Raw genomic sequence first — 13,515 nt, 5'->3', positions numbered from 1 at the left:
AAAGAAGCAAGCTTTGTATATACAGGAAGAGTTATGGCACCCTACCCAAAGAACCAAATCCTACACGCCCTAGATCGCTACCTAGTAAAGAACCCTTTGCCTGAGGAATTATGGGTTTTTGCTTATGGGTCTTTATTGTGGAACCCAGAAATGCAGGTGGTGGAGAGTAGGCAAGGAAAAGTTGACGGTTTACAAAGAGGTTTCAATTCATTGTCTACAGTTCATCGAGGCACTCAAGAGTGTCCTGGATTAGTGTTATCGTTGCGAGAGGGTGGCTATTGCGAAGGCGTAGCATTTCGTATTTCTAAAACATCTAAACAAGAAGATTTTAAAAACTTGTGGTTACGAGAAATGGTAACCATGTTTTACCAGCCACATAAGTGCCAAGTAGCTACTGATAATGGAACAGTGACTGCCATTACCTTTGTTGCAGATAAGCAGCATAAACAATACGTGGATTTTGACACCGCCCAGTGTGCCAGCATGATAGGCCAAGCCCATGGCGGCCGAGGTAGTAATATCGATTATTTTAACAATACGTTATCTTACCTAAAAAAATTAAACATTCATGACCCATTATTTAATGACATTAGCCACCACTGGGCAAACTAGTATTTTTTTGGTGGTGTTTTTCTAACTGACAAATTAATTCTCAACCATATTCAGTTGCTCCTATAATAGAGCTTGGGCGTCGTAGATACCACGATTGGAATAAAGTGGCCCCATGGTTTTGCTTATAAAATCCATTAAAAATTCGGCCTCAAAGCTGCCTAGTTTTCGGTCTAATTCTGTGTCGCAATAATTCTGTAATCAGTCTATTAAATCAGCTTTTTCTTCAGCGTTAAACTTAATACTCATTAGACGGGTCAAGCTTGTCAATAATAGTGGCTAACTGGCTAATCTCTTGTGCTGATAATTTTTTCAGAAAGTCCTCTTCCCAAGCTTGGACTTTCGGCACCATGACCTGAAAGAGCTCTTTTCCCTGTACAGATTGGGTTAGTAACACAGCCCTTTTGTCGGCTTTATCTGGTGTGGTTTGTAAGTAATTCAATTTCACCAAACCGTTTACAGCACGAGACACCTTTACTTTATCCATATGGGTCATGGTACAAATCTGTTTTGCAGTAAGCCTTTGGTGTTGGCCCAATAGCGCTATAACCCGCCATTGTGAGCGACTAATACCAAAGGCATCAGTGTATATAGTTGCAAGCGAAACCCCCACCTTGTGAGCCAAGCGGTTTAATCGGTATGGCAAAAACCGGTCAAGATTGAGACTAACGTTAGAGGAGTCTATAGGCATAAGTGATCGATCATCTAGTTGCATAAGTAACAGTGTCTGATAGCATAGAGGATATCAGCCTTTATCTCCATGAGTATGGCCTAATGAAATGAGCAAAGAAATTATTTTATACGACTACCCCCTATCTTCTGCGGCTTATCGGGTGAGAATTGCACTTAATTTAAAAGGTATTCGCTACAAAAAAGTGTTAATTAACTTGCTTCATCAAGAGCAACAGAGTGATTTATATTTAGCCAAAAACCCACAGGGGCTCATACCTAGCTTAAGCGTTGATGGCCAAGTGATCACCCAATCTATTGCCATCATAGAATGGTTGGATGAAACCTACACACAGCAACCTCTATTGCCTCAAGGGGCCCTGGAAAAAGCACAACTTCGAGCGCAGGCCTATACCATCGCTTGTGATATTCACCCACTCAACAACCTTCGGGTACTGCGCTACCTTGTTGATGACATGGCTCACAATGAAACCGAAAAAATGGCGTGGTATTACCACTGGATCAAACTTGCCTTCACTTCGATTGAGGCTTACATTGATGCTAATGCACAAAATAATCAGGCTAATTTACTAGATACCTTTTTGGTGCCACAAGTATTTAATGCCAACCGCTTTAAACTAGATATGACCCCCTACCCTAGCATTAATCAACGAGTAATCTGGTGCAACCAGCAAAGTGCGTTTCAGCAAGCTCACCCGGATACCCAACGCACTTAGCTTGGTTTTGCACTAAAAGGGTTTTGCCATTCTTTGCCACTAGTGGGTTTAGAGGGCACCCAGCGAGCTAACATTAGTGAGATAGCAGCCATGAGCGCACCTAATATAAATACCCATGAAGGTGAGACTAACCACAAGAGCCCCATTAGTGCAGGTAACACTACAGCGGCTATATGATTAATGGTAAAGGAAACTCCTGCTGTAGATGCCATATCAGCAGGGTCTGCTATTTTTTGAAAATAGGTTTTTTGTGCAATAGCCATAGCAAACAACACATGGTCTAGTAGATATAAAAGCACCGCTAAGGGCGCCCATTCCACGACACTATAAGCCAAGAACACAAGTATTAAACCAATATATTCAACAGTCAGGGCCCGTTTTTCACCCCACCGGGCCACTAAGCCCCCTATTTTTGGTGCTAGCCACATGCTTAAAAGGCCATTCACTAGGAACATTAATGCTACTTCATCAGCACCAAAACCAAAACGTTCCACCATCATTAATGCGGCAAACACTACGAATATTTGTCGGCGGCCACCACCCATAAAAACCAAAGCGTAATAAAGGCTATAACGTTTGCGTAAAATTAATTTCTTTGTTTGTGGAACCTTAGATTTATATTGAGGAAACACAACTAAAGCAATAAGCGCTAGCGCAATTGTTGCGCCCCCACCAAAAACATAGACCCATGCTACAGGCAGATGGAACACTTGCAACGCAGCCCATACCCAACCATAAGCAAGTAAAGATGATGCTGCACCAATTGACATTAAGCGCCCTAACTCAACGGGTGCCTCTTCCTTACTAAACCACTGCAAAGCTAATGACTGCTTCATTGTTTCGTAATAATGAAATCCAACAGACATCAACATGGTCGTCACTAATAACCCACTAAAACTTGGCAACCATCCTGTCAAGACAGTACCGACACCAAGCATTATTAAGGACCATATCGCTAAGCGTTGTTCGGCAATGATAACGAGTAAAAATACCGCACCAAAAGCTAAAAAACCAGGCACTTCACGCCAAGATTGCAACACACCAATATGGGCACCATTCAACCCTCCTTGCTCTATAGCAAAATTATTGAACAACGCCATCCACACACCAAAACTAAATGGCATGGCAAAAGTCATAAGCTTAAGCAGCCCAATTGGGCTGCGAGCCTTGCTTAAACTTAACAGTGAGAGGTGCATTATAAGTAACTAACTTGACAGAATTAAACCGCAGTATAGCTTATCGATGATAAAATTAACCATGGGTTTGGCTAACCATTTCCCCAGCATTTACCTAGCACAATTGTAAACAGACAGTCTGCCCACACATAGGTACGCAGGCGTAAACTTTTTGAGCATAAAATGACTTCTGACAACACCACTCAAACACCACACAAACAGCAAGATTTGCGATTATTGATGAGGCTATTGCCCTTTATTACACCCTACAAAAAAATGGTGTTTGGTGCAGCTTTAGCTTTAATTTTGACGGCTGGAGTTTCTCTTGCTCTGGGGCAAGGTATTCGTCTCTTAATCGATCAAGGGTTTGACTCAGCTGACCCCAGCCGATTAAACCAAGCCATGCTAGTGTTGGCAATAATTACCTTTTTGATGGCAGCTGGCACTTTTACTCGCTTTTATCTAGTGTCATGGCTAGGCGAGCGAGTAAGCAACGACGTGCGTTTAGCGGTATTTAATCACTTGTTAACCCTAGATCCCTATTATTTTGAGGTTAATCGTAGCGGAGAAATTAATGCTCGACTCACTACTGACACCACGTTATTACAGTCAATTATTGGCTCTTCTATTTCTATGGCCCTTCGCAGCAGCTTAACCTTTGTTGGTGGTTTAGTAATGATGCTTATTACCAACCCTAAGTTAGCATTAATCGTTCTTGCCAGCGTTCCATTAATCATCTTCCCTATGATTCTTTATGGACGCAGAGTACGAAAGCTTTCTCGTTTAAGCCAAGATAGAGTAGCTGACATAGGCACTTATGCTGGCGAAATTGTACAAAATATTAAAGTAGTACAAAGCTTTACCCGTGAAGCAGAAGAAACTACAGCGTTTGGTATAGAAGTAGAGAAAGCATTTAACATTGCCAAAAAACGTATTTTACAACGTTCAATTCTTATCGTGGTGGCGATGACGTTGGTCTTTACAGGCCTTTCCAGCATGATTTGGGTGGGTGCTCAGGATGTTGCGAGCGGCCACATCAGTTCTGGTGAGCTTGCAGCATTTGTTTTTTACGCCCTCATGGTTGCTATGGCAGTCGCCACCATATCCGAAGTATATGGAGAGTTACAGCGGGCTGCAGGTGCCACAGAGCGGCTGTTAGAATTACTCTCTGAAGAAGCAGAAATCAGTTCGCCAGAAGTACCTGTAGCATTAGCTAATGGCCCTTTGGCACTCACTTTTGAAGGTGTAAGCTTTAGCTACCCATCTCGCTTAGACCAAACAGCTTTAGAGAATATTACATTTAGCGTTGCTGCCGGTGAAACAGTAGCTATTGTTGGGCCCTCTGGTGCTGGAAAAAGCACATTGTTTGAGTTGTTACAGCGTTTTTATGACCCTAAGGATGGCCATATTAAAGTCGCTGGTCACAATATTAAACAACTCAACCCACAAGATCTCCGAGGGCATTTAGGTTTAGTTCCACAGCAACCCACCTTGTTCAGTGCAGATGTTGCACATAATATTCGCTATGGTGATCCTAGCGCTACGCAAAAACAAATAGAACAGGTTGCTCAAAAAGCCTATGCAGACGAGTTCATTGATCGTTTACCAGAAGGTTATGGTAGCTATTTGGGCGAACAAGGTGTGCGGCTGTCTGGTGGTCAAAGACAGCGTATAGCCATTGCCCGTGCCATGCTGAAGAACCCATCAATATTATTATTAGATGAAGCAACCAGCGCCTTAGACGCAAACAGCGAACACAAGGTTCAAGCAGCACTGCAAGAGTTAATGAGAGGCCGCACTACCCTCATTATTGCTCATAGGTTAGCGACCGTGATGCACGCTGATCGCATTATGGTGTTCAACGAAGGTAAACTAGAAGCACAAGGTAAACATGAAGATTTAATTGTTACGTCTCCACTTTACAAGCGCTTAAGCGAATTACAGTTTAACCACTGAGGTACTCCATGGTCACCAGTACACGTCCAAATCTTGCCACTATAGATATTCTTTTAAGGGATGGCTACTGGGATCGCACAGAAATCATCAGTATGCTCGATGGTACACAAAGGGTACGTAAACAATCTAAAGGGCACCAATCAGCTGGCCCGTGGGGTATGGATAACCTTCGCGCCGAGGCTCAGTACTTACAAGATTTAGAGCCTCACCTGATTGATTTATTCCCTCGGCTCATTGCATCTTGGGAGCAGCCTGCGCCAGGTTATGACATGGCTTATCACAAAGAATGTGTCGATGTAGGTCAAATTGCGCGAGCTAAGGTATTTAACCAGCAGCAGGCAGATCAGTTTCAGACGCATCTAGGCAAACGTGTGTTTGGGCAGTTACATACGCCATCCGACGCAGCCTGCGTCTTGTCTTCTAATGTTTTAGACACCTTAAAACAGGCTGCAGAGACTATCGCCTCATCCGCTGAACTGGTCTGCTTAACACAAGACAGCCTCAACATTAACAACCACGAATGTTGCCCTCTTTCTAAAAATATTAGTCGCCTTGCATGTGAAACCCGATTATTACAGGCCATTGATGACCAACCCCAAGTGAGGCTTCACGGTGATTTGTTTTTAGAAAACATATTACTACCTAAGTTTTCTTCACTAAAACAATGGCCCACACAAATGGTGCTGATAGACCCAGTATCTGTCGCCGGCATTAGCTCAGGTCATCCCCTATTTGATTTGGCTAAATATGAATCTTATGCCACAGGAGAGTTGCCAGCAATGCGCCGGGGGCATGTTAGGGTAACAGGAGTCGATAGCCAGAACCCTAGCGATCTTAGTTTTGCTATTGATTGGCAAAATATAGAGATGAAAGCATACACGCAGATCAATTGGCACAGTTGTTTAAGGCAATCTTACGTGAGCCATTACGGTGCAGTAGATGAAGCTATGTACGCTTTATTACAGGCGTACTTTGCCGCTGCAATGGTGCTTTGTACTGAAGGAATTGAACGGCAAGCAAGGGCCTTAAAGGCATCAGTTAGCTTAGAGCGCGCAATTTTTTTATCACAGTAATAAGCCCTAATACCAAGAGCCCTGTTATCAACCCTACAGTAAAATTAGCAAGTATGGCCCATAGGCTCGTGAGGGGCTCAACCCATTGATAAAGCCAGGACCAACCATGGACTAAAATACCACCACCTACTAAAAACATTGCAACCGTACCCACCACAGATAAAGTGCGCATCAGTGGCGCGGCAGAATTAACTAAACCACGGCCAAGCAATCCACTCAGGTAGCCTTTACGCCCCGCTGCCTGAGCTTCAACTAGGTAGAGCCCTAAATCATCCATCTTAACAATAGCAGCAACAAGGCCAAATACAGCTATAGTAAAAAATACAGCCAGCCCAGCAACAATAATGACTTGATTAGTAAAACTAGTCTCAGCAACAGAACCCAATATAATCACTACGATTTCAGCCGAAAGCACAAAGTCTGTTCGGATAGCACCTTTAATTTTATCCTTCTCTAAAGCCAATAGATCTGCTTTTGACAAGTTCAACTGATTCACTCGTTCTTCCGGAGAAGACTCTTTAGGTTTATGGGCAATCCATTGGTGTAGTTTTTCGGCACCCTCAAAACACAAGTAAGTGCCACCAAACATCAATACCGGTGTAATTAGCCAGGGCGCATATAAGCTCATGAGTAAAGCTGCAGGTACAAGAATCACTTTATTTATCAAAGAGCCTTTAGCCACCGCCCAAACTACGGGGAGTTCACGTTCTGCCCTAACGCCAGAAACCTGTTCCGCATTAACCGCTAGATCATCCCCCAGCACCCCTGCTGTATTTTTAGCAGCCACTTTAGATAACACCGCAATGTCATCTAGTAAGGCGGCTATGTCATCAAGCAACGCTAGCAAACTCACTCCTGCCATATTAACTCCTTTGGTTAATGAGATTTAAATAGGTCACTTAAAGCATACACCGTATAACCTGGTTAGCGACTTTTAGTGGCTGTTCTAGTGGCAAAAGGTGGCCAGAACCAATAAAGTTAATCGCTCGAATGTGTTCTGGCAGACCTACAAATGGGTATAACGCTTGCCAGCGCTTCCAAGCAAGCGTGTCCACCGTATCCGAAGATTCACCACGCAATACAGATATTGGTACTCGACTACGCTTTAAGGAAGGCCACATATTAGGCACACTTCCATACATTGCAGCTTCCCAATACTTGCTATAAAACAACTTTACACCATGCCCGTCGGGCACCACGGCGGCATTAATATAGTGCCACAACACCTCGTCGCTAATGCCCAAAAAAACTCGTTTAGGGCGGTGGAAATCAAAAGCTTGCTGACAATTATCCCAACGGTCTGGGCGGCCCAGGGCCTTACTCACTATAGCCGCTTTATTAATTAATGCCTGAGGGCCGAAACGAATAATCCGAGCAATGGTTTGCCTTAAAAATACTGGTTCTATAAGAATGAGTTGGCGATATAAATGGGGTTTTAACTGTGCTGCTAAAACACCAACGTTAGCACCCATAGAATGACCTAAGTACGTGACTGGAGCTAGTTTATGCCGCTCTATAAATTCGTTTTGATCCCGAGCCATTCTCTGCCATACAGCACGATTGTCAGCACTCGTTTGAAACTCAGATAAGTCTTGCCATAGCGGCCGCAGATGAGGCGCTAAAATACGACAATCTTGGCCTAATTGAGTTAATAGGGCCTTGTAAGTACCAGGGGGAAACCCATTGGCATGGGCAAACAGCACCGTCTTGCCCTGCTGTTTACCAAACTCTTCGTAAGCTTTAGTCATCGCAGGCGCATCCTATCGTTGCCCGGTGTACAGAATCTATATTCGGCATCTTAGATCCTGTCCAAACAAACAACTGGGTTGCAAAATTTAAAGCACAGCAGCAATAGACTTAGCCACATAAGCAATATTATGCTGATTAAGGCCAGCTAAATTAATTCGGCTTGAACTCACTAAATAAACACTATGTTTGTTCACCAGTTGATCGACTTGTTCTGCACTAATTCCCAGAAACGAAAACATGCCTTTTTGACGTTCAATAAAACTAAAGTCTTGCTCTATACCTTCAGCTTTAATAGCATCTACTAACTGGCTGCGCAGGTGTTTAATACGTTTACGCATGGTTTTTAACTCATCACGCCACATCTGCTTAAGCTTTGGGTCTGCCAAAATAGTTTCTGCGGCCAAAGCCCCGTGTGAAGGTGGCATAGAGTAGTTAGCACGAATAACACCGTTCATTTGGCTTTGAGTTAAAATGGCATGCTCTGGGGTAGAAGATATAATCATAGCGGCGCCTGTCCGCTCCCGGTACAAGCCAAAGTTCTTAGAGCATGAGCTAGCAATCACCATTTCTGGCACCATGTTAGCCATTAAACGCAAACCGGCTGCGTCTTCGTCCATACCTTCACCTAGACCTTGATAAGCAATGTCTACAAAAGGCAATAAGCCTTTGGCTTTTACCACTTCTGCTGTGGTTTGCCATTGTTCTAAGGTTAAATCAGCGCCAGAGGGGTTGTGGCAACAACCGTGCAGTAGCACTACGTCGCCAGCTTGGGTGTCAGCGGTTAGAGTGGCCAACATGCCATCAAAATCTACCACTTTTGAAGCTCGATCATAGTAAGGGAATTGTTTGATTTTTAGGCCCGCACTCTGCATGATTGGAATGTGGTTAGCCCAGGTTGGGTTACCTACCCAAACGGTAGCACCCGGTTTAGCTACATTAATAAACTCCGCCAACACTCTTAAAGCACCACTACCACCGGGAGTTTGCGCCACAGCAACCCGTTTTTCTGCTAATACATTGTGGTTGGCGCCTAAAGTTACTTGGGCTAATAAATCACAAAACTGCTTAGATCCTGCTATACCCACATACGCCTTAGTGTTTTCTTCAGATAGAATTCGCTCTTGCGCTCGAGAAACTGCTTCCATAATAGCTGTGTGCCCCTTCTCATCTTTGTACACCCCAACCCCTAAATCTACTTTATTAGGATTAGTATCTTGGCGATACAGTACTGACAAGTTAAGGATGGGATCAGCAGGCACAGCGCGCAGCGACTCAAACATGAGAAATAGAACTCCTATGGGGTAAACTAAACAATTGAATACAAAAAATTACGTGTCTTAACGGCAATAATTATACGGCTTTCATAGCCTTAAAACTAGCCAGAAAACGCTCTATAACTTGGCATTTGATAACTATCATCGATTACTATTAAGTGCCCTTTCCTGCCTTGGAGAACAGGAATACTTTTTTTGATAACACCGCGCAAGGTAGGACGTAGAGCTAAAACCACAGGCTGTGGCAATTTGTAATACCGACAAACTTGACTGACGTAGAAGTTGTTGAGTTTTTTCGAGTCGTAAATGCAAATAATACTGCCCTGGGCTTTGCTGCAAGTGCTGTTTAAACAAACGCTCCATTTGCCGTGCAGACATATTAGAAGCATCTGCTAGCTCCTGACACGTAAGGGGAACTTCCAAATTTTGACGCATAATGTCAATGGCTTTAATCAACCTTGGGTTGTTAATATTTAACCTAGACTGCAAACGCATGCGCTGGTCTTGATGAGGAGGGCGAATATGGGGGTGCATATACTGTTCTGCTACTAAAAGTGCTAGCTCATAACCATGTTTGTCAGCAATAATTTGCAACATCATATCTAGCCCAGCAGAACCGCCTGAACAGGTAAATAAACTGCCATCAAATTCATACAGTTCTCCACTCATCCAAACGTCAGGAAATTGTTCACGAAAACTATCCACATATTCCCAATGAATAGTGCAGGTTTTGTGGCGTAACAGTTTTGCTTTAGCAAGCAACAAAGAACCGGTAGATGTAGAGCCCAAAAGGTCGACTTGACGCGAAGCTTGACGCAACCAAGAAAAGAACTTGTCATTGCCGTAAGAAGCTACATTAATACCTGCCACAACCAATAATACATCAAGGGTTTTTACTTGATCTAAATTAATGGTCGGGTTAGTCACCATTTGATTACTGGCACTGACAGGTAAGCTATCCCAGCTTAAAAATTCCCACTGATACAGCCCGTCCTTGGCTTGCGCATTGGCCATACGCAATGGCTCCACTGCTGCTGCCAATGACAGCATGGAAAACCCGGGGACTAAAAAAAAGCCAAATCTTTGCATTGTAGATCCACTTAGAATGAAGGCAGCTACGCCGTTTTTTATTAGATTAGCCCTTATTGTCGGTTTTGTCTCACTAAAAGTCGTCTTAAGTGGTTTTTATTTAAACATGAAAGCGCATTATGTCTAGAACTTGAACAATAAACGTAACCCAACCGGAGTCCTTTATGGCCTTTCCTTCTTCTTCTCCCTACGTCATTGTAGGCGCAGGCATTCATGGTTTAAGTACTGCTTATCACCTCGCTTTAGAACTTAAAGCTAATGGCAAAGGCGACGGGCGCGATATTATTATCCTTGACAAGAACGGCATTGCTGCTGGCGCTACTGGTATTGCTTGTGGTGTAGTTCGTAACAACTACTTCCAACCTGCTATGCGGGAATTAATGGCTCATTCTGTAGAAGTTTGGGAATCAGATATGGAAACCTACTCATACCATCCCGTGGGTTACATGCAGATCAGCCCTGAATCAATGCACGCAGACGTAGCCACGATTTACGACCAGCAAAAAGCCATTGATTATCCTTCTACTTTTATTGAAGGTGAAGCTGACTGTACCAAATATATGAAAGGCATCTTCCACGATTGGCAAGCACAGGGCATCACCTCGGTATTGCACGAAGCCAAGGGTGGGTACGCTAATAATACCAAAGCAATGTATGGCTTGGCAAAAAAAGTAGAGAACGAAAACATTCGCATTATGAGTGGTGTTACGGTAACAGGATTCACACGTAACGAAGGCTGTGTGACCCACGTAGAAACAGACCAAGGCAACATTGCTTGTGATTATGTTGTTATTGGTGCTGGCCCATGGGCTAAGGGTTTCTGGGAAATGTTGGAATTGCCAAAGACAGTGAGCATTAAAGGTGCAGATGACATTATTCACACCGATATCCCAATGTGGATCTACTGGTCGCTGCAGGAAGGAACCTTGGGTGTTGATCCTAAGCTTCAGGTAGACAACGATGGCAACATGCCACCGGTTATCCACGTTGACTCTAACGCTCCACTATACTCATGTGAGGATGGCAGCTTAGTGACTGATGAAATGTGGGGAATCTATTACAAGCCAGACTTTCACTTTGGCGGAGTTCAAGGTGGTGCTGCGCCCTTCCCTGTAATGACCAACCCAGATGAAGTAGCCGTTGATCCATACGGTGCAGACTCACCAGAGTTTATCGTAGGCCCAGAATTTGCACACATGTGGGTCTCTGCTCTGGCTCATTGTCAAAAGCGCTTTGAAGGCACAATGGTTAAATTCAAAGATGAGCCAAGTGGTGGTATTGGTTGTTTCACACCAGATTCGTTTCCAATCTTTGATGTATTCCACAGTAATGCTTACTTCATTGCTGATTCAAACCACGGCTACAAGATGTTGGGCGTAGGTAAATTGGTAGCGAATGAAATTGCCACCGGCCAAAGTAATCGTTTGCTTGAGCCGTTCCGCCTAGGCAGATACGAAGAGGGTAAGTTACACCCTGTGTCTAGCAGCCCATTCCCTTGGTCTTAAGCCTTACTTTTAAGCTTAACTGAACTAAAAAAGCCCTGTTGAACAGGGCTTTTTTGTGGCTGTTATTTAACGCATAATGACGCCTGCACTATTGCAACGGACTAGGAAGCAAATAAACCGGCATGAAACACATTGATTGGTTAGGAAAACCTTCCTTAGTTGCTATTTTAGTGACTGCCATATGGGGCTTTAACATGGTCGGCATGAAAGCTGTCCTTACTGATATGGACCCATTACTATTTACCTCAGCACGGTTTTTATTACTCGCTATCGTGCTATTACCCTTCGTTAAAATATCCAAGACTCAGTTACGGCCACTATTACCTATTGCTTTAGTGATGGGTCTTGGGCACTTCTACCTCTTAGCGGTGGGTCTTTCTATTGTTCCAGGCGTGGTTGCCAGTGTTTGCTTTTTATTAGCTGCGCCATTCTCTGCCTTATTAAGTTACTTATTTCTTAACGAGCGCATTACTCAAATACAAACTCTAGCCATTATTATAGCCACCTTAGGCGCCATGCTCCCCACCTTATTATCAGGGCAAAGTGATCTTCAATGGGGCATGCTCATTATAGTATTAAGCACGTTTATGTGGGCCATTGGCAATATTCAAATCCGTAAATTAAAACAGTTATCAGTGCTTTCCATTCAATTTTGGATTGCTATTATTACTGCACCCTTGTGTTTTTCAGCTTATCTATTGCAGGCAGATGACACTCCCATTTTGCCACAGTTCACCACAATCACTATTATGACCTTATTTTATGTCGTATTGTGTTCTTCCATTTTGTCCTACAGTCTTTGGTATGGGTTAATTCATCGCCATGGAATGAGCCGCGTGGCTGGTTTTATATTACTACAACCCATTTACACCTTTATTTTTGGCTACCTTCTTCTCGGTGAAATTCTTACATTTTGGCAACTAGTAGGAAGTTCTGTAACTCTGTTTGGCGTTTACGTATATTTCAAACAGCCCAAACCTGATAAACCTAATTTAAAAGACATTAGCGCAGTATAATTCAGTGACATCAAAAATTTAAGCCAAGGTTTCTTGCCATCGTTTCAAATAACCCCACCTCTTCCATAAATGACCATAAGCCCACCGGCGCCTCTGAGCCCCCGAAAGTATTACCGTTGGAAAATCACATAAAATGCTGCTAAGTCAAACCGGGGGCTAGCTTATGAACTTGGAAAAGCTCTATCGTATTGCACCTTCTAAGCGCAGCAGAAAAGCCTTGGTATCTATACCACCACCAAAACCCGTAAGACTGCCATCAGCGCCTACCACGCGATGGCATGGAATAATCAATGGAATTGGGTTCCGTGCATTGGCAGCGCCTACAGCACGCATTGATTTGGGACGGCCAATGGCGTGTGCTATATCTTTGTAACTACGCATTTGTCCAAAGGGTATTTTTTGAAGCGCACCCAATACCTGCATTTGAAAATGTGTGCCACTGGGTGCTAAAACCACATCAAACTTTTTTAATTGCCCCGCAAAATAGGCATCTATTTGATGTCGAGCTTGCTTAAGTGCGGCTGCATGATAGTCCCAATAGGGCTTAGGCTTGAAATACATTTTGCCACTTGGCAAGCTCAAGTAATGTAATACCTCACCCTCACCAACTAACATCAACTGCCCTACGGGAGAGTCCATGTAGGTGTACTCAAGTGACATCAT

At 43.6% G+C, this 13,515-nt stretch carries 13 protein-coding genes and 1 pseudogene; 6 read left to right on the top strand and 8 right to left on the bottom strand.

Going from position 1 to position 13,515, the window contains the following annotated elements:
• Positions 1-33 precede the first annotated feature (33 nt).
• Positions 34-612: a gamma-glutamylcyclotransferase gene (locus tag ABXT60_RS06100; RefSeq protein WP_443631853.1), complete on the top strand. Its 579-nt coding sequence runs from the start codon at positions 34-36 to the stop codon at positions 610-612.
• A 60-nt stretch (positions 613-672) separates the two neighbouring features.
• Here the strand turns inward: ABXT60_RS06100 and ABXT60_RS06095 are convergent.
• Together ABXT60_RS06095 and ABXT60_RS06090 are read right to left on the bottom strand one after the other, a co-directional pair.
• Positions 673-798: pseudogene (locus ABXT60_RS06095) on the bottom strand (DUF2164 family protein); the annotation flags it as partial.
• 49 nt (positions 799-847) lie between these two features.
• Positions 848-1,324, bottom strand: coding sequence for a MarR family winged helix-turn-helix transcriptional regulator (locus tag ABXT60_RS06090; RefSeq protein WP_443631852.1), 477 nt, complete (start codon positions 1,322-1,324; stop codon positions 848-850).
• Positions 1,325-1,388: 64 nt separating this feature from the next.
• Here ABXT60_RS06090 and maiA point away from each other — a divergent pair, with 64 nt between their 5' ends.
• Complete coding sequence (gene maiA / locus ABXT60_RS06085) at positions 1,389-2,015, top strand: maleylacetoacetate isomerase (protein ID WP_443631851.1); 627 nt, start codon at positions 1,389-1,391, stop codon at positions 2,013-2,015.
• On the opposite strand, the gene ABXT60_RS06080 is transcribed toward maiA, so the two are convergent.
• Positions 2,012-3,151 carry an MFS transporter gene (locus ABXT60_RS06080; RefSeq protein ID WP_443631850.1) on the bottom strand — a complete coding sequence of 380 codons (1,140 nt, stop codon included), beginning with the start codon at positions 3,149-3,151 and terminating at the stop codon, positions 2,012-2,014. The genes maiA and ABXT60_RS06080 overlap by 4 nt on opposite strands.
• 222 nt (positions 3,152-3,373) lie before the next feature.
• On the opposite strand from ABXT60_RS06080, the gene ABXT60_RS06075 reads away from it, so the two are divergent.
• Together ABXT60_RS06075 and ABXT60_RS06070 are read left to right on the top strand one after the other, a co-directional pair.
• Entirely contained in the window at positions 3,374-5,146 is a 1,773-nt protein-coding gene (locus tag ABXT60_RS06075) for an ABC transporter transmembrane domain-containing protein (RefSeq protein WP_443631849.1), read from the top strand.
• Between the two features lie 8 nt (positions 5,147-5,154).
• Positions 5,155-6,219 (top strand): hypothetical protein, encoded by a 1,065-nt coding sequence (locus ABXT60_RS06070; RefSeq protein WP_443631848.1) that lies wholly within the window; start codon positions 5,155-5,157, stop codon positions 6,217-6,219.
• Here ABXT60_RS06070 and ABXT60_RS06065 read toward each other — a convergent pair.
• The 4 genes from ABXT60_RS06065 to ABXT60_RS06050 all read right to left on the bottom strand — a co-directional run bounded on the left by ABXT60_RS06065 (position 6,185) and on the right by ABXT60_RS06050 (position 10,331).
• Positions 6,185-7,081 (bottom strand): DUF808 domain-containing protein, encoded by an 897-nt coding sequence (locus ABXT60_RS06065; protein WP_443631847.1) that lies wholly within the window; start codon positions 7,079-7,081, stop codon positions 6,185-6,187. The two genes, ABXT60_RS06070 and ABXT60_RS06065, sit on opposite strands and share 35 nt — an antisense overlap.
• Before the next feature lie 37 nt (positions 7,082-7,118).
• Positions 7,119-7,967, bottom strand: a complete 849-nt coding sequence (locus ABXT60_RS06060) for an alpha/beta fold hydrolase (RefSeq protein WP_443631846.1) — start codon at positions 7,965-7,967, stop codon at positions 7,119-7,121.
• Positions 7,968-8,054: 87 nt separating this feature from the next.
• Positions 8,055-9,248, bottom strand: a complete 1,194-nt coding sequence (locus ABXT60_RS06055; RefSeq protein WP_443631845.1) for an amino acid aminotransferase — start codon at positions 9,246-9,248, stop codon at positions 8,055-8,057.
• Between the two features lie 135 nt (positions 9,249-9,383).
• The gene (locus ABXT60_RS06050) at positions 9,384-10,331 is read right to left on the bottom strand and encodes a GlxA family transcriptional regulator (protein ID WP_443631844.1); all 948 of its coding nucleotides are present in this window, start codon (positions 10,329-10,331) and stop codon (positions 9,384-9,386) included.
• 164 nt (positions 10,332-10,495) lie between these two features.
• On the opposite strand from ABXT60_RS06050, the gene ABXT60_RS06045 reads away from it, so the two are divergent.
• Both ABXT60_RS06045 and ABXT60_RS06040 read left to right on the top strand, forming a co-directional pair.
• Entirely contained in the window at positions 10,496-11,836 is a 1,341-nt protein-coding gene (locus ABXT60_RS06045; protein ID WP_443631843.1) for an NAD(P)/FAD-dependent oxidoreductase, read from the top strand.
• Between the two features lie 122 nt (positions 11,837-11,958).
• Positions 11,959-12,852, top strand: coding sequence for a DMT family transporter (locus ABXT60_RS06040; protein WP_443631842.1), 894 nt, complete (start codon positions 11,959-11,961; stop codon positions 12,850-12,852).
• 180 nt (positions 12,853-13,032) lie between these two features.
• Here the strand turns inward: ABXT60_RS06040 and ABXT60_RS06035 are convergent, their stop codons facing one another.
• Positions 13,033-13,515, bottom strand: coding sequence for a methylated-DNA--[protein]-cysteine S-methyltransferase (locus tag ABXT60_RS06035; RefSeq protein ID WP_443631841.1), 483 nt, complete (start codon positions 13,513-13,515; stop codon positions 13,033-13,035).

Origin of the sequence: Candidatus Njordibacter sp. Uisw_056, from assembly GCF_047730085.1 — a bacterium.
In the GTDB taxonomy this organism is placed as follows: Bacteria; Pseudomonadota; Gammaproteobacteria; order Pseudomonadales; family Balneatricaceae; genus Njordibacter.
The sequence above is the reverse complement of the archived record's forward strand: the minus strand, read 5'-3'. Positions and strand labels throughout refer to the sequence as shown.

Excerpts from the sequence above, each read along its gene's own strand:
- ABXT60_RS06100 (WP_443631853.1), top strand. The coding sequence starts at position 34 with ATGGCACCCTACCCAAAGAACCAAATCCTACACGCCCTAGATCGCTAC.
- ABXT60_RS06090 (WP_443631852.1), bottom strand. The coding sequence starts at position 1,324 with ATGCAACTAGATGATCGATCACTTATGCCTATAGACTCCTCTAACGTT.
- maiA (WP_443631851.1), top strand. The coding sequence starts at position 1,389 with ATGAGCAAAGAAATTATTTTATACGACTACCCCCTATCTTCTGCGGCT.
- ABXT60_RS06080 (WP_443631850.1), bottom strand. The coding sequence starts at position 3,151 with ATGACTTTTGCCATGCCATTTAGTTTTGGTGTGTGGATGGCGTTGTTC.
- ABXT60_RS06075 (WP_443631849.1), top strand. The coding sequence starts at position 3,374 with ATGACTTCTGACAACACCACTCAAACACCACACAAACAGCAAGATTTG.
- ABXT60_RS06070 (WP_443631848.1), top strand. The coding sequence starts at position 5,155 with ATGGTCACCAGTACACGTCCAAATCTTGCCACTATAGATATTCTTTTA.
- ABXT60_RS06065 (WP_443631847.1), bottom strand. The coding sequence starts at position 7,081 with ATGGCAGGAGTGAGTTTGCTAGCGTTGCTTGATGACATAGCCGCCTTA.
- ABXT60_RS06060 (WP_443631846.1), bottom strand. The coding sequence starts at position 7,967 with ATGACTAAAGCTTACGAAGAGTTTGGTAAACAGCAGGGCAAGACGGTG.
- ABXT60_RS06055 (WP_443631845.1), bottom strand. The coding sequence starts at position 9,248 with ATGTTTGAGTCGCTGCGCGCTGTGCCTGCTGATCCCATCCTTAACTTG.
- ABXT60_RS06050 (WP_443631844.1), bottom strand. The coding sequence starts at position 10,331 with ATGCAAAGATTTGGCTTTTTTTTAGTCCCCGGGTTTTCCATGCTGTCA.
- ABXT60_RS06045 (WP_443631843.1), top strand. The coding sequence starts at position 10,496 with ATGGCCTTTCCTTCTTCTTCTCCCTACGTCATTGTAGGCGCAGGCATT.
- ABXT60_RS06040 (WP_443631842.1), top strand. The coding sequence starts at position 11,959 with ATGAAACACATTGATTGGTTAGGAAAACCTTCCTTAGTTGCTATTTTA.
- ABXT60_RS06035 (WP_443631841.1), bottom strand. The coding sequence starts at position 13,515 with ATGATGTCACTTGAGTACACCTACATGGACTCTCCCGTAGGGCAGTTG.